16 protein-coding genes are annotated in these 22,906 nt (G+C 61.2%); 7 read left to right on the top strand and 9 right to left on the bottom strand.

Annotation, left to right across the window (positions count from 1 at the left end; all coding sequences use genetic code 11):
• Nucleotides 1-80: 80 nt before the first annotated feature.
• Nucleotides 81-3,167 (top strand): transglycosylase domain-containing protein, encoded by a 3,087-nt coding sequence (locus QK296_RS18475; RefSeq protein ID WP_282391158.1) that lies wholly within the window; start codon nucleotides 81-83, stop codon nucleotides 3,165-3,167.
• Between the two features lie 52 nt (nucleotides 3,168-3,219).
• Here QK296_RS18475 and QK296_RS18470 read toward each other — a convergent pair whose 3' ends face one another.
• The 6 genes from QK296_RS18470 to QK296_RS18445 all read right to left on the bottom strand — a co-directional run bounded on the left by QK296_RS18470 (nucleotide 3,220) and on the right by QK296_RS18445 (nucleotide 10,217).
• A complete protein-coding gene (locus QK296_RS18470; protein WP_003188893.1) occupies nucleotides 3,220-4,461 on the bottom strand; it encodes a hypothetical protein in 1,242 nt (413 codons plus the stop codon).
• 43 nt (nucleotides 4,462-4,504) lie between these two features.
• A complete protein-coding gene (locus QK296_RS18465) occupies nucleotides 4,505-4,987 on the bottom strand; it encodes a CS1 type fimbrial major subunit (RefSeq protein ID WP_003188892.1) in 483 nt (160 codons plus the stop codon).
• A 5-nt stretch (nucleotides 4,988-4,992) separates the two neighbouring features.
• Nucleotides 4,993-5,751, bottom strand: coding sequence for a hypothetical protein (locus QK296_RS18460; RefSeq protein ID WP_003188891.1), 759 nt, complete (start codon nucleotides 5,749-5,751; stop codon nucleotides 4,993-4,995).
• A gap of 60 nt (nucleotides 5,752-5,811) precedes the next feature.
• Nucleotides 5,812-7,035: a hypothetical protein gene (locus QK296_RS18455; RefSeq protein ID WP_232964738.1), complete on the bottom strand. Its 1,224-nt coding sequence runs from the start codon at nucleotides 7,033-7,035 to the stop codon at nucleotides 5,812-5,814.
• A gap of 47 nt (nucleotides 7,036-7,082) precedes the next feature.
• Nucleotides 7,083-9,605 carry a CS1-pili formation C-terminal domain-containing protein gene (locus QK296_RS18450; RefSeq protein ID WP_282391157.1) on the bottom strand — a complete coding sequence of 841 codons (2,523 nt, stop codon included), beginning with the start codon at nucleotides 9,603-9,605 and terminating at the stop codon, nucleotides 7,083-7,085.
• 114 nt (nucleotides 9,606-9,719) lie between these two features.
• Entirely contained in the window at nucleotides 9,720-10,217 is a 498-nt protein-coding gene (locus tag QK296_RS18445) for a CS1 type fimbrial major subunit (RefSeq protein ID WP_003188887.1), read from the bottom strand.
• 493 nt (nucleotides 10,218-10,710) lie between these two features.
• Between QK296_RS18445 and QK296_RS18440 the strand changes: the two genes are divergently transcribed.
• The gene (locus tag QK296_RS18440) at nucleotides 10,711-11,220 is read left to right on the top strand and encodes a PadR family transcriptional regulator (RefSeq protein WP_003188886.1); all 510 of its coding nucleotides are present in this window, start codon (nucleotides 10,711-10,713) and stop codon (nucleotides 11,218-11,220) included.
• Nucleotides 11,217-11,984, top strand: a complete 768-nt coding sequence (locus QK296_RS18435; protein ID WP_282391156.1) for a siderophore-interacting protein — start codon at nucleotides 11,217-11,219, stop codon at nucleotides 11,982-11,984. Before QK296_RS18440 ends, QK296_RS18435 begins: the two co-directional genes overlap by 4 nt.
• A 106-nt stretch (nucleotides 11,985-12,090) precedes the next feature.
• Here QK296_RS18435 and QK296_RS18430 read toward each other — a convergent pair whose 3' ends face one another.
• Nucleotides 12,091-12,717, bottom strand: a complete 627-nt coding sequence (locus QK296_RS18430; RefSeq protein WP_057710996.1) for a Pr6Pr family membrane protein — start codon at nucleotides 12,715-12,717, stop codon at nucleotides 12,091-12,093.
• 4 nt (nucleotides 12,718-12,721) lie between these two features.
• The gene (locus QK296_RS18425) at nucleotides 12,722-12,955 is read right to left on the bottom strand and encodes a VF530 family protein (RefSeq protein WP_003188882.1); all 234 of its coding nucleotides are present in this window, start codon (nucleotides 12,953-12,955) and stop codon (nucleotides 12,722-12,724) included.
• 170 nt (nucleotides 12,956-13,125) lie between these two features.
• Here QK296_RS18425 and QK296_RS18420 point away from each other — a divergent pair, with 170 nt between their 5' ends.
• From QK296_RS18420 to QK296_RS18405, 4 genes are all read left to right on the top strand, one after another.
• Nucleotides 13,126-15,144: a TonB-dependent receptor gene (locus QK296_RS18420; RefSeq protein WP_057710995.1), complete on the top strand. Its 2,019-nt coding sequence runs from the start codon at nucleotides 13,126-13,128 to the stop codon at nucleotides 15,142-15,144.
• A gap of 505 nt (nucleotides 15,145-15,649) precedes the next feature.
• Nucleotides 15,650-18,067 carry a glucose/quinate/shikimate family membrane-bound PQQ-dependent dehydrogenase gene (locus tag QK296_RS18415; protein ID WP_003188878.1) on the top strand — a complete coding sequence of 806 codons (2,418 nt, stop codon included), beginning with the start codon at nucleotides 15,650-15,652 and terminating at the stop codon, nucleotides 18,065-18,067.
• Nucleotides 18,068-18,235: 168 nt separating this feature from the next.
• Entirely contained in the window at nucleotides 18,236-19,081 is an 846-nt protein-coding gene (locus tag QK296_RS18410; RefSeq protein ID WP_282391155.1) for a 2OG-Fe(II) oxygenase, read from the top strand.
• Nucleotides 19,082-19,115: 34 nt separating this feature from the next.
• Nucleotides 19,116-20,522, top strand: coding sequence for a pyridoxal-dependent decarboxylase (locus tag QK296_RS18405; protein ID WP_282391154.1), 1,407 nt, complete (start codon nucleotides 19,116-19,118; stop codon nucleotides 20,520-20,522).
• Here the strand turns inward: QK296_RS18405 and QK296_RS18400 are convergent.
• Complete coding sequence (locus QK296_RS18400) at nucleotides 20,519-22,855, bottom strand: bifunctional diguanylate cyclase/phosphodiesterase (RefSeq protein ID WP_034134817.1); 2,337 nt, start codon at nucleotides 22,853-22,855, stop codon at nucleotides 20,519-20,521. The two genes, QK296_RS18405 and QK296_RS18400, sit on opposite strands and share 4 nt — an antisense overlap.
• Between the last annotated feature and the right edge of the window lie 51 nt (nucleotides 22,856-22,906).

The following is a 22,906-nucleotide window of genomic DNA, read 5'->3' as shown; positions in this document are numbered from 1 at the left end:
GATTTGTCCCCTCCTGACCGACAAACTGCGTCTACGCTTCAGACAAGTCCGATCAATCTGTAGGAATGGATCAATCGACTATGGGCGCTCTGCAGCACACTGATCCCCCCCAGGCTGACCTCGACCCCGACAGCCCGTCACCAGCGCCTTTGCCGAAAAAAACCAGACCCTGGCGTCGCGTGGGCTGGTTGATTGCGTTGATGGCCTTGATCGCTCTGGGTTTCGCCGCGCACCGGGAGGCGCAGACCTCACGCTGGCAGGCTCGTATATTCAGCGAGTGGGCGGCGAAGCTGACCTACCGGGTGGCCCCCGGCGCCAGCGATGCACTGGTGTACCCCGGCGCGGGCCCCTTCGATCAGCGCCTGGGCTACAGCGCACTGGGCGAGTTCCTGCCGCGTTTGCTCAAGCGCAACTACATGATCGAGTCCCAGGCGCGCTTTTCCAAGGCGTTGATGGACTACAGCCGTCACGGCTTGTTTATCCCCTACGCTGAGAAGATCCAGGCCGGCTTGACCATAACCGATTGCCGCGCGGCGCCGCTGTATCAATTCAACTACCCGACCCAGCTGTACGCCCGCTTCGATGACATTCCGCCGCTGATGATCCACAGCCTGCTGTTTATCGAAAACCGTGCACTGCTCGATCCCGAACCGGCGCAAGCCAACCCCGCCGTGGACTGGCCGCGCTTCGCCAAAGCTGCTTGGTCGCAAGTGGCGCGCCAGTTGCACCTGCCGGGGCAAGCGGCAGGCGGCAGCACCCTGGCCACCCAGCTGGAAAAGTACCGCCACTCGCCCGACGGCCTGACCCTGTCGGGCAGCGAGAAAATCCGCCAGATGCTCTCCGCCAGCGTGCGCGCTTACCAGCATGGCCCCGCTACGCTTGCGGCGCGGCGCAACATAGTGCGTGATTACCTCAACAGCGTGCCCCTGTCGGCCGTGCCGGGCCACGGCGAAGTGCATGGCATGGCCGAAGGGTTGCGGGTGTGGTACGGCGCCGATTTCGCCCAGGTCAACCGCGCGCTTCAGGATACCGCCACCACACCGGCCAGCCTGGCGGCACGGGGCTTGGCATTACGTGAGGTGTTGTCGTTGATGATCGCCCAGCGCCGCCCTTCCCATTACCTGGCCAACGGTCGCGACGAACTCAAGCAACTCACCGACAGCCACCTGCGGCTGCTGGCGCAGAACGCGGTAATCGACCCGACGTTGCTCAAGGCTGCACTGGCCGCGCGCGTCACTTATCGCGACTGGCTGCAGCAGCCCACACTGCAACCGATCGACAGCAACAAAGGCGTCAGCGTAGCCCGCAGCCGCCTGGCGGCCCTGCTCAACCGGCCGCTGTACGATCTCGACCGCCTTGACCTCGCGGCCACCAGCACCTTGCAGGCCGAACTGCAAAACCAGGTGACCGGTTACCTCAAGCAACTGGCCGACCCGGCATTCGCGGGCAACATCGGCCTGCTCGGCGAACGCCTGCTGACGCCCGCCAGCACGCCGCAAGTGCGCTACAGTTTTACCCTGTTCGAACGCACCGCCGACGGCTCACGGGTGCGGGTGCAAACCGACAACACCGACCAGCCCTTCGATATCAACGAAGGCAGCAAGCTGGAACTGGGTTCCACCGCCAAGTTGCGGGTGCTCACCACTTACTTGCAAATCATCAGCGAACTGCATGATCGCTACGCCACACAAACCCCAGCAGCGTTGAAAAAGGCCGACATCGCCGAGCAAGACCGGCTCAGTCGCTGGGCCGTCGATTACTTGCTGCAGGCTTCGGACAAATCCCTGGCGACCATGCTTGAGGCCGCCCTGGACCGCACCTATTCGGCCAGCCCCAACGAAGGGTTTTTCACCGGCGGCGGGATGCATTATTTCCATAATTTTCGCAACGAAGACAACGGCCGCAGCCCCACATTGCGTGACGCGCTGCGCGAGTCGATCAACCTGCCGTTCATTCGCCTCATGCGCGACCTGACGCGCTACGTCACCTATGCCGGCGCCAACAACAGTGCGCAATTGCTCAAGGATGACGGCGACCCGCGCCGCCAGGAATACCTGGCCCGGTTTGCCGACCGCGAAGGCACCACCTTCCTGCTCAAGTTCTGGAAGAAGTACCAGAAAAAAGACACCCAGGCGCGCCTGGAAACCTTCCTCGACAGCCTGCACCCCACCGCGATTCGCTTGGCGGCCGTACATCGCTACCTGTTTCCTGAAGCAAACCAAGACACCTTCAACCGCTTCGTGCGCTCCCACCTGACCGGCGTAAAAACCACCGCAGCCCTCAGCGACGAGCGCCTGCAACGCCTGTACAAGGACTACGGCCCCGGCACCTACGACCTGCCCGACCAAGGCTATATCGCCAAGGTCCACCCCTTGGACCTGTGGTTGCTCGGTTACCTGCTCAACCACCCGCAGGCCACCTTCAGCGAAGTGGTCAAGGCCAGCCAGTTCGAACGCCAGGAGGTGTACAGCTGGCTGTTCAAGAGCCGTCATCAAGGCGCGCGCGACAGCCGTATCCGCACCATGCTCGAAGTCGAAGCCTTCCTGGATATTCATCAGCGCTGGCAAGCGGTGGGGTATCCGTTCGATCACCTGGTACCGTCGCTGGCTACCGCCATCGGCAGTTCGGGAGACCGCCCCGCCGCGCTCGCGGAACTGATGGGCATCATCCTCAACGACGGCGTGCGCGGCAAAGTGCTGCGCATCGACAGCCTGCACTTTGCCGCCGGCACCCCTTACGACACCCGTGTGGTCAACACGCCCGACCCCGGCAAACGGGTGATGCCGTCCGAAGTTGCCAGCGCCTTGCGCGGGGCGTTGTCGCGAGTGGTGGACGCTGGCACGGCCAAACGCGTGTCGGGCAGTTTCACCCAGGCCGACGGCACGCCAATGGCCATGGGCGGCAAGACCGGCACGGGCGATAACCGCATCCAGGCAATGGGTGCCGGTGGGCGCTTGATCAGTTCCAAGGCGATCAACCGCACCGCCACTTTTGTGTTTTTTATCGGCGACCACCACTTCGGCACACTCACCGCCTTTGTGCCCGGCAGTTCGGCGCAAGGCTTCAAATTCACCTCGGCGTTGCCGGTGCAAGTGCTCAAAGGCATGGCGCCGTTGTTGATGCCTTATCTGCAAGGGTCGGGTGAGGTGATGTGTGGTGGTTCCTGATTGGGTGGCGTGCCAGCCACTGAAGTCGTTGGCCGCCCAACCGCTTTCAAACCTAGACCTCCGAATCCCAGATCACCGTGACCACGCCCGTGTAGGTGCTACCGGGCTGCTTGAGCATTTCCTTCACGTCGTCCCGCTCCACGGTAAAGTGCAGGCTCGCGGGGCGGTTGTTGACGTAATAGCCGGGTTGGAACAGCTCGGTGCCGCTGCCGTCCAGGCGCAAGGGCAGCTTGTTCACGGCCTGGCCGTACTGGTCTTGCAAGCCATAAGGCAAGGTCACCCCGACCTGCAGCGGCACCTCGTCGCCCGCGCCGTTGCGCAGACCGCAGGTGTTGCCGATGGCCAGGCTGCATTCGAGCTGCATCTTGAAACGTCCGCTGGCGGAGATGACGAAGGTCTGGTCACGGAACAGTTTCGACGGTTGTCGCCCGCGATTGAGCCAGGCTTGCCAGCCGCCCTCGGGCAGCAGTTCAACGCGGTTGCCTCCCGGTGGCAGGTCGACCTTGAGGTTGTGCTCCACCGACAGGGTGAAGTTGAAAGTCAGCGTATTGTCGTTGGGCATCATCACATCGCCGAGATCAAAATCCCCTCCTGGGCCGATGCTGTAACTGACCGAACCGCGGTATTCACCGCTGGCCATGCCCAATGGATTCGGGGTCTTGAGTTCATAGCCATACTCGACGGGGTTATAGACCATCTGCGGAATCGGCGAGGTGGGGACCACGTTGCAAGCCCCTGCATTTTCAGGAATGGTCCAGAAGTAGAGTAAAAAAGTGCTGGACGCCGCGATATACCTGACCCCCTGACACGGTGCTGCACCATAACGCCAGTAATAATCCCAGGAGCCATTTCTGGCCCAAACGCCCACTCTGGCGCCACCGCCCAGGCTCCATCGGCCACCGAAGCCGGCGATGCGCATCTGTACCGTTTCAACCTGACCCGTGGCGATATGGGTCACCTGCACATCGCGCCAGGAGGACGGTACCTTGAAATACGCGCCCTTGCGCGGGTCTTCATGGTCCGCCTCGATTTGCGCGTTCGAGTTGAACACCAATTCGTTGGTACGAATACTGAAGGTGTTGAGTGACTCGCACAGCGCCGGCACATGCCAGGCACAGATGCCACTGTGGGGGGTGGTGTTCTGGAATTTATTGACCATCGGGTTGGTCGGGTCAGGGCGAAACACCGCCGAGATGTTTTGCTCCAGCGCCTGCACCGGCAGGCTCGCCCAGCTGAGGCCCAGCGCCAGCGCACAAGGCCCCAGCCATTTTTTTGTAACGGTGAACAGTCGCATAATCGCTCCGTATCGCGGGCCCACAAGGTTTCACTCGCCAGGCTTATGGCGCGGGAAAATCGAACATCAAGTGCACCGTGCCGTAATACTCGCCACCGCGGTAACCGTCAGGTGGTTCGATAGCGGCAATCTCCAGTTCGGCGCGGCGCCCCGGGCGCGCCTCCTCGGCACTGAGTACCTGCGTGGCATCCAGGGTCAACGGCACCCGATTGAACAACACCTGCAACTCGATACGGTTGCGCCCGCTCAGCAAGTACGGGGTGTCGCCCAGGCGGGCGGTCACGCCACCGTTGATGTTCTTGACGTCGAAGTTCTTGCGCAGGCGGCCAAGCCGCGCCGTCGCCAGGTCCCACGCCAGCACTTGGTCATGCCCCATCCAATCCGGCTCGGAAGGCAGCACATAGGCTTCTTCGATCGGTATGGTCACCGACACATCGAAGCTGTGGCGTTCCTGGAACGCCTGCGCCGGCTCGCCCAGGAACACAGGGGTCATCAGTACCGCCAGTGCCGTCAGTTGCTTGAACATTGTCATCACCCGTTGCTGTTGACCGTCATCGGTTTTTTGTCGCGGCCTTCGATCAGCTGGAAACTGAACTGGCGCTCGGGCTTTTTCTCGAACACCAGCTGACGGCCGGGCAGGATGTGGTGCTTGGTGGTGGCTTCACAGTCGGTTTTCTTCGCCACCGAACAGTCCCGGAACTCATCGAGCACCACCACGCTGTTGCCGGCATTGCGCAAGGTGTACTGGCTGGTGGTCTGGCTGATCTGCGTGTCGAAACGGGTGTTCTGTGGGCGCACGAAAAACACCGTGCCATAACCGGCCATGACGTTGACCCCGGCGGCCAGCGCGTCCTTGTACTCGGCCCGCTCTTCATCGGTGACAGCAAAGTCGTCTTCTTTTTCCGGCACCACCGGGATGAAGCGCACACGGAAGTAACGTTCCGTGTCGCGCTGGCCCATGTACAGCAAGCGGGTGCCCTGACGCCCGCCCGCCGGCACGATCAGCCGCGCCGGGCTGGCCATCAGGCCGTCACGGTTGGTGGCGCCGCCCTTGGCGTCAGTCATCGAAGTAATCGGCACTTCCTTGGAGGTGCCGTCGGCGTTGTAGACGATTTCCAGCACATTGACCTTGATGAATGCGGTACTGGTGCCGCCGTTATAGACACGCTTGAGGTAGGAACTGCGATCGCCCTCCAGGTAGTCGTACACCACCCCCACGTTGATCGCCGGCCCCGCCTGAGCGGACAACGACAACAGCACCAGCCCGACCGATAACACTGCTTGTTTCATGTTTGATTACGCCTCATTGATTGAACCCAGCCCAGCGGCTGATGTGCGGTAGATGCCTGCCTAGACTTCCGAATCCCAGATCACCGTGACCACGCCGGTGTAGGTGCTGCCCGGTTGTTTGAGCATTTCCTTCACGTCGTCTCGCTCCACGGCAAAGTGCAGGCTGGCGGGGCGGCTGTTCACGTAGTGGCCGGGCTGAAACAGCTCAGTGCCGGAACCGTCCAGGCGCAAGGGCAGCTTGCTCACGGCCTGGCCGTACTGGTCGCGCAAGCCAAATGGCAGGGTCACGCCGACCTGCAGCGGCACCTCGTCGCCGTCCCCGTTGCGCAGCCCGCAGGTGTTGCCGATGGCCAGGCTGCACTCGAGCTGCATCTTGAAACGGGTACTGGCCGAGATGACGAAGGTCTGGTCGCGGAACAGCTTCGAAGGTTGCCGCCCGCGATTGAGCCAGGCTTGCCAGCCGCCTTCGGGCAACAGCTCGATACGGTTGCCTCCGGGGGGCAGGTCAACCTTGAGGTTGTGCTCCACTCGAAGGTCGAAGTTGAAGGTCAGCACATCATCGTTTGGCCGGTAAATGTCACCAAAATCGAAATCCTGGTGCGGCCCGACCCCGTAAGTAATCGACCCTCTGTATTGCCCAGCATCCATGTCCAGGGGGTTAGGTGTCCTCAGTTCATATGTGTACTCAAGCATGCTGAAACTGGAGGAGGGAACATTGAACGGCGTCACTAGATTGCACGCACCGCCACCTTCCGGTACCAGCCAGAACCACAGCCGCAACGTGGGGGCCGCCGCCCACATGCCGGTGTATTGGCAGGGGGAAGGTGGATGCGTCCAGTTGGCGGGTAATGAACTCCACGCATGCACGCCCGGAGGGTTGGTTGTATTGAAACGGCTGCCAATACCCGAGATACGCATCTCGACGGTTTTGCGGTCGCCCTTGGGTGATATCACCTCGAAACTGCGCCACTCGGAGGGGACCTTGAACATCAAGCCTTGACGCGGATCCGCATGGTTGGCCTCTATCGGGCCGGTGGCGACAAAGTTGATATCCCAGGTGCGGATACTGAAAATCCCCAATGCTTCACACCGTGCCGGCATATGCCCAGGGCATACCCCGCTCTGCGGGGTGGTATTGGTGAACCTGTTCACCATGGGATTGCTGGGGTCCGGTCGGAACTCAGCGGTAATGTCTTGTGTGGCCGCAAGGCCCCAAGGGGTGAACGAACCCAACGAAGCGGCCAATACGACAGCGCGCCACATTGTGTTGCCAGGCTTGTTCATGCTGATCAACTCGTTGCTGCGAACGCATGCTGTTCTGGGTAAAAAATTCATCCGGCCGCCTCTGACGCATGGGCGACTTCGGCCAACGTATCCGGCGTGCAGCGCAAGTCGCCGATCATCAGCACGTCGCTTTCGCTTGGCGCCTTGCTGGGGTCCAGACGGAACTGGCACAACAGCTGGTTCTGGTAGCGCACTTGCAGGGTGGGTGAGCTGGAACTCATTTCCATGGAGAAGAACCCATCTACTTCGCTGACCCCACGGCTGGCGTGATTGATCACGTGGTGGCCGCGCAGAGGTGTGCCGTGTTCATCCAGCAAGCGGCCCAGCACGGTGACGGTTTTCATCACCGTGACTTTGCGGTAGTCCACACCGCCCTTGTTCAGGTGGTAGCTGGAGCGCGCCGGCTGGATATTGGCCGCCGGTGGGTGGTTGCCTTCAAAGTCGAAGGCCACGCTGCTGCTCTTGTAGGCCGACACCGGCACATAATTGCGCCCGGGCCGCAACAGGGTGCTGCCGCCGCCCAGGTCATCGGCGCGCAAGGCGATCTCGTCGAGGTCGGTTTCCACGTCGATGATCATGCCGGCACCGTTGCCCTGGTACTGGCTGCTCAGCAATACCTTGCCGGCACCGGCCACCAGGGTGCTGTTGAGGTTCAGGCCACCGCTGAAGTCGCCGTTGAAGGAACTGCGCTGCACGAAGCCGTCACCGCTGATCGCGTCGGTATTGAAACTGGCCATGCCCGACAGGCCGACGCCATAGGTGTCGGTGATCGCCGTGGCCGAGACGCTTTGCAGGAAGTGGTCGGTCAGGTCTTGGCGCAAGGTCACCGAGGCGTTGTTGTCACGCCCGCCGTCACGGGCGGTGCGGGTGCCGATGCTGCCGGAGATCTGCCGGCCATCGCGGCCCAGGTTCATGCTGACACTTACGTCTACACCACGATTGCGCGCGTCGTTGGTACCCGAGGTACCGGGCCGGTCGAACACCGAGAAGCGCCAGTTGGCATCGCTGCCGAACAGCTTGTCATGACGGCTCCAACCCAGGTCGATACCGGCGCCCTCGACATTGCCTTCGCTGTGGGACAGGCGCATGTTCAGGGTGTTTTTCGCATCGAGCCGGTGGTTGACCGACAGCGCCGTGTTGCTGGCCTCGCCCACGAAGGTATTGCGGCGCAGGCGGGTGCCGTCCGGCAGGGTTTCGTAGGTGTCGCGGGTGTCGAGCCAGCTGCGCGTGTGGCTGAACACCAGGTTGGTGGCGCCCAAGGTGTAGAGCGCTTGCAGGTCCATGCCGGTGCCGTGGTCCTGGGTCTGGTACAGGTTGGTGTAGAGACTGGTGTTGTTGGCGACCGTCCAGTCCACCGAACCGCCGTACTGCAGTTGTTCACGCACCTGGCGTGCCGACAGGCCGAGGATCACCCGTGGGTGCAACAGGTAGTTGATGGACGCGCCCGCAGTCATCGCGCCAGAGGCTTGTTCGTCCCAATTGCTGAACAGCTTGGTCTCGCGCCCGGCAAACAGGTTGTAGCGCCACGGGTCTTCGGCGTTGCGCCAGTTGCTGGGTTTGTACACCAACTCCTGGGTGGTGCTGGTGGTCAGGCCGTCTTCCACCAGGCGCACTTCCACTTCATAGATACCGCCGGGCAATGGCCGGGTGTCCAGGGTTTGCAGGCCGGCTGCCACGGCTTGGGTGTTGATCAACAGACCGTTGCGGTAAATCTCCACCGCCGCCTGGCGGTTGGCGGTGACATAGATCGGGTACACGCTGGGCTTGGCATTGTTGATGGCCAAGCTGTCGGAACTCCCGTACATCAGGCCCAGCGCTGTGTCAGGGCTGGCACCGAAGCTGCGCAGTTGGCGGGTCAGGCCGTCGGAATTGGGGGTGAAATGACCCAGGCGAAAAAATTGCCCTTCCATTTCCCGCTGGGTGTACAGCTCATGGATCGCGTGGCGCATCTGTTCGTTATCGCCACTCTGTCGCGCCAGTTGCAGGTTGAACACCTGGCTCCAGTTGCCAATGCTGGAACTGGCCTGCAGCCCGTAGCGACCGCCCAGTTTGTTGTCCTGGCCACCGTTGAGGTTGAGCTGGTTGTTGATGATCAACCCCAGGCTGCCGTCTTCCGGTTGCTGGTAAAAGCGCGGTGCATCGTCATTGAGCTCGACATTCTGAGTGATGATCGCCAACTGGGAGTTTTCCAGGTTGTAGAACGCCGAGAGCATTTTTTCCGGACAGGATTGGGTACAGGCACCCAGCGCCACGCCCTTTTCCAGCAGGGCTTGCCAGGTGTCGCGGGTGGCGGCCGGGACCTTGCTGTCACCGGTGTCGGTGAACTCGAGCAGGGTGACGCGATCATCCCGGGTCAACACAATCAGTGCCTCGCCCAGCAACTGCTGGTCAAGGTCTACACGTACCGCCAGCGGCACGTCGAAAAAGTGATCGGCAAAACCGGCGGGCAAGCCTTGGGCCTGACTCAGCAGATTGCCGGTAGTCAAAGCGCCCGAGGCAGCAGGTGCGGCCAGGGCACTCGTACACATCAACAGCGCAAGCGCCGTCGCGATAGGCGTCATCGGAAACATGAACGGAACACTCTGAATGCCAAAAGACTGGAAAAAACCAGGCCGGCGGACCGAGGAGGAAAGTCAGCCGACCTGCAAGTAAATGCCCGTGTTCAACGGGCATTCATTGGCACATCAAAGCGTTGGCAATACCGCGTCGAATACCACCGGCATCACCGCGGTGTAGGAACCGCGCTGAGTAGCCGAAGGCTTGGCCGCGACGATGCGCATTTCAGCGCCAATACCTGGGGTGGAGTCGGCTTCATTGACCACTTCCTGCGGAGAGCCGGTCAGGGTCACGCCATTGAGGGTGGTGGTCAGCGCGATGTTCTGCGCGGCATCACCGTTGAACAGCACAGCCGGGCCGCCTTCGATGTAGGCGTGAACCGAACCGTTGGTGTTCTTGATGTCGTAGATGGCGCTCAGGGGCGCCAACTCACCGCTGACCAGGTTGTAGGTCATGGTTTCGTCACGACCCCAGTTCGGATCACGCGGCTGGGCGTGGAACACGGTGGTCGGGATGTTTGCCTTGAGGTTGACGGTGTGGCTGGCTTCACCGGCAGCGATAGCCGTTACCGAGGAAGATAGCGCCAGAACGGCCAGGGGAACAGCGACAGCAAACTTCTTAAACATGGTCAATACCTGTAGTTGACAACATTGAATGGTTCATTGCCAAGGAGGTCCCTAACAACGAATTAGCAGACGTAGTTAGTTGAGCTACGCACTGCAAGACAATGATCAAGCCAAACTAAAAGCAGGTATGCAGGCACATTCCAAAACGCACGTAGCCCTTGTAAACAGGGCTTGAGCGAAAAAGATGGCATTTCGCCAAAACTTTAAAAGTATCCGTAGGAAATAAGCTACACGCTAAAAATGTGCTAAAGAAGTTGCTGTAAGAAGCGTACCACAAGACTAAGCAGCGCCTGACAAATAACAAGTTCAGATATAAATTCGAGCTACAACTCTAATTAAAGTTATAGCTCTAAAATCCAATCAGGTCCAATAGTTGTTAGTTGCTTCGCGGACCAAGCCTGTGCAACCGCCAACGACCGTTGGTCGCCAGGTACTATCCTTAGCATTAAGATATATCTTACGTTATATCTAAACCTGCACAGAGGACCTGCCCATGAAACACGAACATCGCGGCGAGTTTGAAAAACGCGGCGGTCGCGGCCCACGGGTGTTCGCCCCTGGCGACCTGAAGCTGCTGCTGTTGTCACTGATCGCCGAGCAACCTTGCCATGGCTACGACCTGATCCGCCGCATCGAGGGCCTGTTCGACGGCGCCTACAGCCCCAGCCCCGGCGTGATCTACCCCACCCTGACCTTTCTTGAAGAGAGCGAGCTGATCAGCGGCGACGCCGATGGCGGAAAAAAACGCTACACAATCACCGACCCCGGCCGTCTCTTCTTAAGCGAGCAAGCCGTTGCCCTGGACGGTGTGCGCATGCGCCTGGATGTCAGCAAGCGCTCGCTGCGTGGCCACGACCGCCCACCGCAAATCCATGAAGCGGTGCACAACCTGCGCCACGCCTTGCATTCGCACAACGGGCACTGGAGCCCGGAAGAAATCATTCGTGTCGCGGCGCTGCTCAATCGCACCGCCCAAGCCATTGCCGACGGGACAGACCAATGAACACACAAATCATTCATCGCGTAACCCACGAAATCAAACGCCGCCGCCTGCAAGTATTGCGGGTGGTCGATATCACCCCGCGCATGCGCCGCGTCACCCTGGGCGGCCCGGAATTGGCGGGCTTTATCAGCCTGGGCAGCGACGACCACATCAAGCTGTTGTTCCCGCAGAACGCCCAAGAGCAGGCGGCGCTGGAAAGCCCGACATTCAACATCAAGGGTGACGGCCCGCAACCAGCGATGCGCGACTACACGCCACGGCGTTACGACCTGAGCATTGGCGAGCTGGACATCGACTTCGTGCTGCACGGCGATGGCCCTGCGTCTACCTGGGCCGAGCAAGTTGAAGTCGGCCAGCACCTGTATATCGGCGGGCCACGTGGCTCGATGATCGTGCCGGATATCTTCGACAGCTACCTGCTGATTGGCGATGAAACGGCGATCCCGGCCATCGCTCGGCGCCTGGAAGAACTGCCCGCTGGGCGCAAGGTGCTGGCGGTGATTGAAATCGCCGATGCGGCGGAACAACAGGCGCTGAACAGCGCAGCCGAGGTCGAGGTGATCTGGGTGCTGCGCGGCCAGGATGATCTGCTCGATGTGGTGCGCAACCTGACGCTGCCCAGCGGCACGCTGTACAGCTTCGTCGCCACCGAAACCAAGCTGTCGCGCCAGGTGCGGCGGGTGCTGCTGGATGCGCACAAGGTCAACGAGGAATACCTCAAGGCCGTGGGTTACTGGCGTGCCGAGGGCAGCGAGGAAGAATAAATAAGGTGGGAGCTGGCTTGCCTGCGATGCAAACACCTCGGTTTATCAGTTACACCGAGGTGATGCTATCGCAGGCAAGCCAGCTCCCACATTAATGGTGCTCACTTTAGATCGAGGGAGATTTGAGGTGCTTGTCCAGGCCGATGATCGCCAGCGCGATGACGATGAACCCTGCCAAAATCCCTGCGGCATTCAAAAACACTTGTGGATAACCAAGGCTGTCCACATCCATGAACGGGTACTGATACTGCCCGAGCATATGCCCGCGCAGCAGCACATAACCGAAGTACACCAATGGGTAAATCACCCAGCCGGCAATGTGCTTGAACCGCAAGGTGCCCTTGGGCACACACCGCCACCAATACACCACAAACAGCAACGGCATGACGTCGTGCAGCAATTCATCGGCGATAAATTGAAAGCCTTGCGGGCTCCACAGATGCCGCAGCAGCAGGTTGTAGGCCAGGCTCACCAGCACGATGCTCGCCGCTATCGCGCTACTGATGTGAGGCGCGAGGAAAAACCGCTTGGCGCCAGAGTCGCGCTTGACCAGCGCGTAGCTGAGCACCACGACCACCAGGGTATTGGTCAGCACGGTGAAGAAGCTGAAGAAACTGATCAGGCCGCCCAGCAAGCTCGCGCCACTGGTCCAGCGCGAATAGAAAATCAGGTATTGCTGGATCGCCAACCCCACCCAACCGGCCAAGGCTGCCATCGCGACAAAGCGCTTCATGCTTTCAATCCAGGGGGCGCTTGGTACGCATCAGCTTGACGTACAAACCTTCGACCTTTTCCCGCGCCCACGGGGTTTTGCGCAGGAAGGTCAGGCTCGACTTGATGCTCGGGTCACTCTTGAAGCAGCGGATATCAATACGCTCGGCCAAGCCGCTCCACTCGTAATGCTCCACCAGGGTGGTGAGCACGTGTTGCAGGGTCACACCGTGGAGCGGGTCGTTGCTTGTCGCGGTCATGCCAGGCCTTTTGCAAAAAGAGGAAACACAGCCGCGCACCTTAGCCGACGGGGCGTGCAGGTGGAAGCATCGGATTGAATATAGCCCGCGAGGAAAAGTTCCCCTTTTTCGCAAAAAAGAGATGTTATATTGTAACTTTACTTAACAACCTTTTTGCCTAGGAATATCCGATGTCGCTGCCTTCTCTCTGGCGCTTGTCGCCCCTCGCCGCCGCCCTGCTGATCGGCTCCCAGGCCCATGCCCTGGAACTGCCACCCCAAGTGGTCACCGGCAACCCGCTGGGCAGCGAACAGCTGGCCTCGCCCACCACCGTGCTGGAAGGCGACGACCTGACCCTGCAACAAAAAGGCAGCCTCGGTGAAACCCTGAACAAGCAGCCGGGCGTATCGTCTTCGTACTTTGGCCCAGGGGCCAGCCGCCCGATCATTCGTGGCCAGGACGGCGACCGTATTCGCATCCTGCGCAACGGTGTGGGGGCGCTGGACGCCTCGTCGCTGTCCTACGACCACGCGGTGCCGCTGGACCCGATCAACGTTGACCGCATTGAAATCGTGCGGGGCCCGGCCGCACTGCTGTACGGCGGCAGCGCCATCGGTGGTGTGGTCAATACCTTCGACAATCGCATCCCCACCGAGGCCATTGAAGGCATCCATGGCGCGGGTGAACTGCGCTACGGCGGTGCCGACACCACCCGCAGCAGCGCAGGCAAGCTGGAAGCCGGCAACGGTACGTTCGCCTTGCACCTGGATGCCAATGCGCGCGAGTTCAACGACCTTAAAATCCCAGGCTATGCCCGCAGCCGGCATGCACCGGAGAGCGAAAACGGCCCCGGCAAAAACGGGCGCCTGGGTAACAGCAATGGGCGCCAGGACGGTGGTGCGGTAGGCGGTTCCTACACCTGGGATGATGGTTATGCGGGGCTGTCCTACAGCAATTACGACAGTAACTACGGCTCACCCGCCGAGCAGGATGTGCGCATCCGCATGAAACAGGACCACTACGCCTTTGCGTCCGAGATCCGCAACCTGCAAGGGCCGTTTACCTCGGTGAAACTCGACGCCGGTTACACCGACTACGAACACCGAGAAATCGAAGGCGGCGAAACCGGCACCACCTTCAAGAACAAAGGCTATGAAGCGCGGGTGGAAGCTCGTCACCAGCCGATAGGCCCATTCGATGGCGTGGTCGGCGCCCAAGTGACGCGCAACGAGTTCTCGGCCCTGGGCGAAGAAGCCTTCGTACCGCAGACCGACACCAACGCCGGCGCACTGTTTATCCTCGAAGAAATGCAAGCCACCGAGCGCCTCAAACTCAGCCTAGGCGCACGTCTGGAACACACCAGCGTCGACCCGAACGCCAAAGGCAACGAGCGCTTTGCCAATGCCGACAAGAGCAGTAACTTCACCGCCGGTAGCCTGTCGTCTGGTGCGGTGTACGCCCTCACGCCGATCTGGTCCCTGGCCGCCACCCTCGGCTACACCGAACGCGCGCCGACCTTTTACGAGCTGTACGCCAACGGCGCCCACGTTGCCACCGGTACCTACGAGTTGGGCGATGCCAACCTGAAGAAAGAAAAGGCCGTGTCCAGCGACCTGGCCCTGCGCTTTGACAACGGCACCCACAAGGGCAGCTTCGGCGTGTTCTACAGCCACTTCTCCAATTACATCGGCTTGTTGGGCACGGGTCGTACCCTGAACGATGAAGGCGAAGAGGACGCGGGCGGTATTCCCGAGTACGAATATTCTGGCGTGCGCGCGCGTTTCGCCGGCTTCGAAGCCCAGGATCACTGGAAGCTCGGTGAAGGCGCCTACGGTAAGTTTGCGCTGGAACTCTCGGGCGATTACACCCGCGCCACCAACCTGGACACCGGCGAAGCCTTGCCACGCATCGCGCCCCTGCGCATGAGCAGCGGCCTGCTGTGGGAACTGGACCGCTGGCAAGCACGTATCGATGTGGAACATGCCGCAGGCCAAGGGCGTGTGCCGGATAACGAAAGCGGCACCGACGGCTACACCACCCTCGGCGCCAGCGCGGGGTATCGCTTCAATGTGGGCGGTAGCCAGTGGCTGGCCTTCGTCAACGGTGAAAACCTGACCAATCAGACCGTGCGCTATGCCAGCTCGATTCTGCGCGATATCGCGCCGGCGCCAGGTAGAAGCGTGCAGTTCGGCGTTCGCACTACCTTCTAATCATCACCGCTAATCCCCTGTGGGAGCGGGCTTGCCCGCGAAAGCGTTGGGTCAGTCAACATCACTGTTTGCTGGGCCGACGTCTTCGCAGGCAAGCCAGCTCCCACATTTGATCTTCGTTGCTTTGAGCATTGCGTTCGCTTGATCGATCGGCATTGGGGACATGCCTGCGACGTGATTGTGCAGCGACTATCTGTCACTGTTACCAAAACTGAAATGATGCATCTTGCGATTCACCCTTTCTCAAAACGCCCCGCCGCATTATCCTTCGCAACAATCTGAAACGCTTCACCTCCGGGTCGATCCCATTTGCCGAATTTCCCTTCACGCAAAGACAGCGCTGTCTTAAACCGACCTGCGCCAGGGACTCTGTTGCCCGCCTGTGGATAACCCGGTTATCCACAGAAAAACCCGAAAATAACGATGAACCAAGCCCGTGCTGAATCGTCATCTACAGTGAAGCACGGGGTTACATAATTATTCCAACGTCACGGAGAAACACACTATGAGCACTGATGGTGCTTCAAGCCCAAGCCGCCTGTTGCCCAGGCTGCTAGGCGTCTTGCTGCTGATCATGGGGCTGGCCTTGCTGGCTGGCGGCGTCAAGCTGAGCATGCTCGGCGGGTCGCTGTACTACCTGCTCGCCGGTATCGGCATCACCCTGACCGGCGTGTTGCTGCTGGCTACCCGCCGCGCTGCGCTGGGCTTGTACGCACTGGTGTTGTTCGCCAGCACCGTGTGGGCACTGTGGGAAGTCGGCCTGGACTGGTGGCAACTGGTACCGCGCCTGGCCCTGCTGTTCGCCTTGGGCATCGTCATGCTGCTGCCGTGGTTTCGCCGTCCGTTGCTGCGTGGCCAAGCGGCCCCGCTGGGCACTGGCGCGCTGAGCGTGGCCGTGGTGCTGGCGGGCGCTACCGCACTGGCCAGCCAATTCACCAACCCAGGTGAAATGGTCAAGACCGGCCAACTGGACCGCGACGCGGTACCGGGCATGGCCAGCGCTGCGCCCACCCAGGCCGATGGCGACTGGAATTCCTATGGCCGTTCGGCCTTCGGTGACCGTTACTCGCCACTGGCACAGATCACCCCGGAAAACGCCCACAAGCTGGTGCCGGCGTGGACCTATCGCACTGGCGACATCCCTGGCCCAGGCGACCCCGGTGAAACCACCGCGGAAAACACCCCGCTGAAAGTCAATGGCATGCTCTACGTGTGCACACCGCACAGCCAAGTGATTGCCCTGGACCCGGATACCGGCAAGGAAATCTGGCGTTTCGACCCGAAGATCACCACCCAGGGTGCTGAGAGCTTCAAAGGTTGGGCGCACATGACCTGCCGTGGCGTGTCGTACCACGATGACGCTGCCTACGCTTCCGAACAAAGCCCGACTGGCACTGCCAGCCCGGCCGCCGCACCGAACGCCTGCCCGAAACGCATCTTCGTGCCGACCGCCGACACCCGTCTGATCGCCCTGAACGCCGACACCGGCAAGATGTGCGAAGACTTCGGTGACAAAGGCCAGGTCGACCTGCGTGCCAACATCGGCAGCTTCGCCCCAGGCGGTTACTACTCCACGTCGCCACCGGCCGTGACCAAGAACCTGGTCGTGATCGGCGGTCACGTGACCGATAACGTTTCCATCGACGAGCCAAGCGGCGTGATCCGTGCGTTCGACGTGCACACCGGCAAGCTGGTGTGGAACTGGGACAGCGGCAACCCGGACGACACCACACCGTTGGCCGAAGGCAAGACCTACACCCGCAACTCGCCGAACATGTGGTCCATGTTCGCCGTGGATGAAAAACTCGGCATGCTCTACCTGCCGATGGGCAACCAGATGCCCGACCAGTACGGCGGCGACCGTACCGATGAGTCCGAGAAGTACGCCGCTGGCCTGACCGCTCTGGACATCGACACCGGCCACGTGAAGTGGACCTTCCAGTTCACCCACCATGACCTGTGGGACATGGACGTGGGCGGCCAGCCTTCGCTGATCGACATCAAGACCGCTGCGGGCGTGAAGCAGGCCGTGATGGCGTCGACCAAGCAAGGCAGCATCTACGTGCTGGACCGCGCCACTGGCCAGCCCGTGGTGCCGGTCAATGAAATCCCGGTGCCACAGGGCGCAGTCGCGGGCGACCGCACCTCCCCTACCCAACCCAAGTCCGACCTGAACTTCATGCCGCCGCCGTTGAAAGAACGCGACATGTGGGGCGTGACACCGTTCGACCAGATGCTGTGCCGGATCGACTTCAAATCCATGCGCTACGACGGCCCGTTCACGCCGCCGTCGCTGCAAGGTTCGATCGTGTACCCAGGCAACTTCGGCGTGTTCGACTGGGGCGGCATCTCGGTTGACCCGGTGCGCCAGATCGCCTTCGTGAACCCAAGCTACATGGCGTTCAAATCCAAGCTGATCCCGGCCGCTGACATCGCCAAGCAAGGCCCACGCGTCAGCGAAACCGAGGGCGTGCAGCCAAACAAAGGCGCGCCGTATGGTGTGATCCTTGAAGCGCTGCTGTCGCCGATGGGCCTGCCATGCCAGGCACCGGCCTGGGGCTACGTGGCGGCGGTCGACCTGACCAACCACCAGACCATCTGGATGCACAAGAACGGCACCGTGCGTGACAGCTCGCCGGTTCCAATCCCGCTGACCATGGGCGTGCCTAGCCTGGGCGGTACGTTCACCACCGCTGGTGGCGTCGCGTTCCTCAGCGGCACCCTGGATCAGTACCTGCGTGCCTATGACGTGAAAAACGGCAAGCAACTGTGGGAAGGCCGCCTGCCTGCAGGCGCGCAAACCACCCCGATGACCTACACCGGCAAGGACGGCAAGCAATACGTGCTGGTCATGGCGGGCGGTCACGGTTCCCTGGGGACCAAGCAGGGTGATTATGTAATGGCGTTCAAACTGCCAGATTAAGTAGCACTGGCGGTAGAAAAGGCGGCTGCCCCGAATGGGCAGCCGCTTTTTTTTGCCTGCCGAAAATGCCCCCGCGGTTTCCCCTCTGCCCTTTAAAGCTAATTTAGTGCGCACGCCCTGCGTAATACAAAAGGCGTACGGATAAAACTTTAAAGGGAGCTTCACTGCATGACGGACCATGTCGCGACAAAACCGACTCTTTCCACACCCACAAAAATCCTGGAACTTGAACACCTCAACACTGCCAGTTTAAAAAAACTCATCAGTGGTGAAGTGCTCGCCATTCGAGTACCTGAATTTGCCAACGCGAACACCAGCGCACGGTTGATTCAGGCCATCGACGGCACCGCCATCCTGGAACACTACGGCCATGAAACCTACGAAGAGGGGCGCGTGGTTCAGCACTTCTATGGTGTGCATCGCTGGGGCACCCCGTTCAACTCCACGTACGGCAAGGCCGCCGGCAGTGATGCCCAAGAAAAATATTATGCAGACGCCGCCCGTATGCGCGGCCTTATCGACAGCCTCTGTGCGCCGCAAAAGCCGCCCATTCAACAGCTGATGGAACAGTTCCAGGCGCTCTGGCCGCAAGGTGCAACAGCCGCTGCGTTCCAGGGCCAACCAATGTTTTGCGGGATCATACGCGTCATGTTCCCGGAGACGGCGCACCTCTCGGAAACGGTGCCCCATGTGGATTGCCTGCCCCGCTCAATCGCTGAGTTGCAGCATCAATTCAGCGCCAATATCTATCTTCAAACGCCGCCTGCGGGAGGCGAGTTAATCATTTGGGATACCCAAGCCTTTAGCTATGACCAAGTCCAGCGCTTCGAGGGTGCCCAACTGCCCGAACAGTGTTTACAAAAACCGCTGCGCATCCGCCCACGCCAGCACGAACTGGTGCTGATCAATACCCGCCGCCCCCACGCCATCTGCGGGTTCGATTCGGGAAAACGCGTCAGCATGCAGTCGTTTATCGGCTATACACCCGGTGAACCGTTTTACTTCTGGTGCTAATACTTTTACTGCTCGTGCACATGGACGTTTATCTATGACCCCCGAAGAATTCCGCCAACATGGCTATGCCATGATCGACCTGATTGCAGATTACCGACAGAACATCGAACAACGCGGCGTGCAGCCCACCACCCAACCTGGCGAGATCAAAGCCGCCCTGCCGGCCAGCCCGCCTGACACCGCCGAACCCTTCGAACAAATCATGGGCGACGTCGAAAAACTGATCATGCCCGGCTTGCTGCATTGGCAGCATCCCAGTTTCTTCGGGTTCTTCCCTTCCAATGTGGAACTGTCCTCAGTGCTCGGCGATTGCCTGAGCACCGGCCTGGGTGTGATTGGGTTGTCCTGGCAATCCAGCCCGGCCCTCACCGAAATCGAGGAAGTCACCACCGATTGGCTGCGCGACATGCTCGGCCTGGGCAGCTCATGGAGCGGTGTGATCCAGGACTCGGCGTCCACCTCCACGCTGGTGGCGCTTATCAGCGCCCGGGAACGCAGCTCCGATTACGCGCTGATGCACAACGGCCTGCAAAACAGCGGCGCGCCCCTGATCGTCTACACCTCAGCCCACGCCCATAGCTCGGTCAACAAGGCGGCGATCCTGGCCGGGTTCGGCCAGAACCATATCCGCACCATCGCCACCGATGCACACAATGCAATGTCGCCCCAGGCACTGGCGCAGGCCATCGAACAGGACCTGGCCGCTGGCAACACACCCTGCGTGGTGATTGCCACCACCGGCACCACGGCTGCCATGGCGATCGACCCTCTGGATGCGATTGGCGACCTCACCCAACGCCACAGCCTGTGGCTGCACGTGGACTCGGCCATGGCTGGCGCGGCAATGATCCTGCCGGAATGCCGGGCCCTGTGGGATGGCATCGAAAAGGCTGACTCGCTGGTGCTCAACCCGCACAAATGGCTGGGCGCGGCCTTCGATTGCTCGGTGTACTTTGTACGTGACCCCGAGCATTTGATTCGCATCATGACCACCAACCCGAGCTACCTGCAGTCCAGCGCAGACGGCCAAGTGCGAAACTACCGTGACTGGCGGATTTCCCTGGGCAGCCGTTTTCGCGCCTTGAAGTTGTGGTTCCTGATACGCGAGCAAGGTGTCAGCGGCCTGCAAGCGCGGCTGCGGCGAGACCTGGCCAATGCGCGCTGGCTGGCAGAGCAGATTGAAGCCACTGAGCACTGGACACTGGTGGCCACGCCCGCCTTGCAAACCCTTTGCATTCGCCATGAACCGCCGGGGTTGGCAGGCCAGGCCCTGGATACTCACACCCGAGCCTGGGCAGAAAAACTCAACCAGTCAGGCGATGCCTACGTCACCCCCGCCCTCCTCAATGAGCGCTGGATGGTGCGGGTATCCATCGGCGCGCTGGGCACCGAACGCCAGCATGTCCAAAGGTTGTGGGCGCGACTGCAGACACTGGTCTAAGTAGGCACCCGTTCACGCCGCATCCACCGCTCGAACGCCATGGCATTGAGCGGCCGGCTGATCAGGTAGCCCTGGGCGGTGTCGCAGTTCCAGCGTTTGAGCAGGGTGAGGCTGTGTTCGAACTCCACGCCCTCGGCCACCACCTTGAGCCCCAGGCTATGGCTCATCTCTATGGTGGAACGCACGATCACGCCGTCGCCGCTGGTGCTGTCGAGGTTGCGTATAAAGGACTGGTCGATCTTCAGCTCTTGCACCGGCAGGCGCTGCAACTGTGCGAGGGAGGAGTAACCGGTGCCGAAATCATCCACCGACAGGCTGATCCCGCAATTGCGCAGCTGCTCCAGCACGCTGAGGGCCTGCTGCGGGTTGTGCATGATGGCGCTCTCGGTAATCTCGAAAATCAAATGCTCGGCGCCCACGTGGTATTGGGCCAATAGCGCAGTGACGCGAATCGCCAAGTCATCATCCGCCAAGTCGTTCACGGAGATATTCACCGACAGCTGGATAACCAGCCCACGCTGCGCCCATTCGGCAATCTGGCGGATGGCTTCCTCGATCACCCATAGCGTTAGCGCGCCCATGCTGCCGGTGCGTTCGGCCAGGGGAATGAACTCTGCGGGGGACACTTGCCCCAGCGTCGGGTGTTGCCAGCGCAACAAGGCTTCAGCCTGGCTCACGTGCCCGCGGCGCAGGTCAAGCTTGGGCTGGTAGCACAGGAACAACTCGCCTTCGATCACGGCGCGGCGCAAATCGCGGATCAGGGTGATCTGGCGTTGGTGGGCGAGGTCGCGGTCCGGTTGGTAGATCTGCAAATGCCCCGGCAGGTTGGCCGCGTCGTGCCGGGCGATGGCCGCGCGGTTGATCAATTCTTCCACCTGCTGCCCGTCAGCAGGGTACGCGGCGATGCCGATGCTCACCTCATGGCGCACTTCGTCATTGCCGATGCGCAGGGGTTCGGTCAACGCCCCATGCAACTGGTCGGCGCGGGCCACGGCAGAGTCGATCTCGGTGTTTTCCAACAACAACAGAAACTCACTGCCGGCGATGCGCGCCGCAGTGTCGCTGGCCAACAGGCTGCTGGACAAGCAGCGGCTGGCCTCGCACAACATATGCTCGACCCCTTCGGGGCCAAACCCTTCGTTGATGACCCGGTAGTTTTCAATGCCTACGTACAGCAATACCACCGACCGCCGTGCGCTGATCGCACTGCCCAGGCGCTCCATGGCCAGGGCGCGGTTGGGCAGGCCGGTGAGCGGGTCATGCAAGGCATTGTGAGCCAACTGTCGCTCACGCAGGGCGATGCCGCTTTGCATGGCATTGAACGCACGCGCCAGCAGGCCGAACTCGTCGTGGCTGCGCACCCGCACCGGGGTGCGGTAGTCACCGGCCCCGATGCGTTCAGCGGCTTGCACCAGCGCATTGAGCGGGCGTGACACTCGCCGCGCCAGGAATAACGCCACCGCCAGCGAGACCAGCAGCACCGCCAGGGCAATCCCCATGAACTGCCGGTCCAGCGGCGCGAAGGATTCCAGCGCATGGTCCAGCGGGCTTTGCAGCAACACGCGCACTTCATCGCCCTCGCCGCTATTGGCCAAGGGCAACACCTGGCTGAGCACACGCTGGCCATGGAACAGCTGGATCTTCGCCTCAGGATCGACCTGCGTGCCATGCAAGAGGCTGATGATGCTTGGGCGCCAATTGCCAGGGTGGGTGGTGAATAGCTGACCGAGATGGCCGTCCTGCACACTGAGGAACGACACCTCCAGGTTGCTCATGGAACGCAGCTCGTGGGCAAATTGCGTGTCCATGGGGAAACCCATGACCACGCGGGCGATGGGCACAGGCCCGAGCACATCCTTTTGCACCAGCAGATAGGGGCGCCCGGCCATGGCGACGATCAACATTTGCTGGCCACTGCGCCGCGCCTTGCGCAAGGCATCGGCATACGGGAACAACTGGCCGCGCGTCTGCACCAGCAGAGTACTGACCATGACCCGGTCATCCAGGCCCAGCACCACCACTTCGCTGGAACTGACCCCGGTACCATGGGTGCCCAGCGCGTCCAGGATCGGCACCGTGCGGCCACCGGCCACCGCCTGCTTGAACGGCCCATCGGCGGTGAGCCAGTCCAACCCGTACTGCAAGCGCCGCCCGCGCAGGTCCAGCAGGCGCTCGAACACCTGCCGCCCCGTGTTCAGCTGCACGTCGGCCTGGTTCTCCACCGCGCGAGTGGTGGCGGCCTTGACGGCAAAATAGGTGGCGGCCACGACCACCAGCAGCAACAGCGCCAACACCCCGGCAATACGGGTCTGAAACGTGTGGCGCCAGTGCATAGCCGCGCCCTCGGGCCGTGCTCGTCGCTCTTGGCCGTGCTTTCCTGGTGT

The organism is Pseudomonas sp. AL10, from assembly GCF_029960685.1.
GTDB lineage: Bacteria > Pseudomonadota > Gammaproteobacteria > Pseudomonadales > Pseudomonadaceae > Aquipseudomonas > Aquipseudomonas lactis.
This window is presented reverse-complemented; position numbering and strand designations above follow the sequence as displayed.

Bases quoted from the DNA above. Each gene is read 5' to 3' on its own strand.
- QK296_RS18450 (WP_282391157.1), bottom strand. From the start codon at position 9,605: ATGTTTCCGATGACGCCTATCGCGACGGCGCTTGCGCTGTTGATGTGT.
- QK296_RS18420 (WP_057710995.1), top strand. From the start codon at position 13,126: ATGTCGCTGCCTTCTCTCTGGCGCTTGTCGCCCCTCGCCGCCGCCCTG.
- QK296_RS18415 (WP_003188878.1), top strand. From the start codon at position 15,650: ATGAGCACTGATGGTGCTTCAAGCCCAAGCCGCCTGTTGCCCAGGCTG.
- QK296_RS18400 (WP_034134817.1), bottom strand. From the start codon at position 22,855: ATGCACTGGCGCCACACGTTTCAGACCCGTATTGCCGGGGTGTTGGCG.
- QK296_RS18440 (WP_003188886.1), top strand. From the start codon at position 10,711: ATGAAACACGAACATCGCGGCGAGTTTGAAAAACGCGGCGGTCGCGGC.
- QK296_RS18470 (WP_003188893.1), bottom strand. From the start codon at position 4,461: ATGCGACTGTTCACCGTTACAAAAAAATGGCTGGGGCCTTGTGCGCTG.
- QK296_RS18455 (WP_232964738.1), bottom strand. From the start codon at position 7,035: ATGAACAAGCCTGGCAACACAATGTGGCGCGCTGTCGTATTGGCCGCT.
- QK296_RS18410 (WP_282391155.1), top strand. From the start codon at position 18,236: ATGACGGACCATGTCGCGACAAAACCGACTCTTTCCACACCCACAAAA.
- QK296_RS18445 (WP_003188887.1), bottom strand. From the start codon at position 10,217: ATGTTTAAGAAGTTTGCTGTCGCTGTTCCCCTGGCCGTTCTGGCGCTA.
- QK296_RS18465 (WP_003188892.1), bottom strand. From the start codon at position 4,987: ATGTTCAAGCAACTGACGGCACTGGCGGTACTGATGACCCCTGTGTTC.
- QK296_RS18425 (WP_003188882.1), bottom strand. From the start codon at position 12,955: ATGACCGCGACAAGCAACGACCCGCTCCACGGTGTGACCCTGCAACAC.
- QK296_RS18430 (WP_057710996.1), bottom strand. From the start codon at position 12,717: ATGAAGCGCTTTGTCGCGATGGCAGCCTTGGCCGGTTGGGTGGGGTTG.
- QK296_RS18435 (WP_282391156.1), top strand. From the start codon at position 11,217: ATGAACACACAAATCATTCATCGCGTAACCCACGAAATCAAACGCCGC.
- QK296_RS18460 (WP_003188891.1), bottom strand. From the start codon at position 5,751: ATGAAACAAGCAGTGTTATCGGTCGGGCTGGTGCTGTTGTCGTTGTCC.
- QK296_RS18475 (WP_282391158.1), top strand. From the start codon at position 81: ATGGGCGCTCTGCAGCACACTGATCCCCCCCAGGCTGACCTCGACCCC.
- QK296_RS18405 (WP_282391154.1), top strand. From the start codon at position 19,116: ATGACCCCCGAAGAATTCCGCCAACATGGCTATGCCATGATCGACCTG.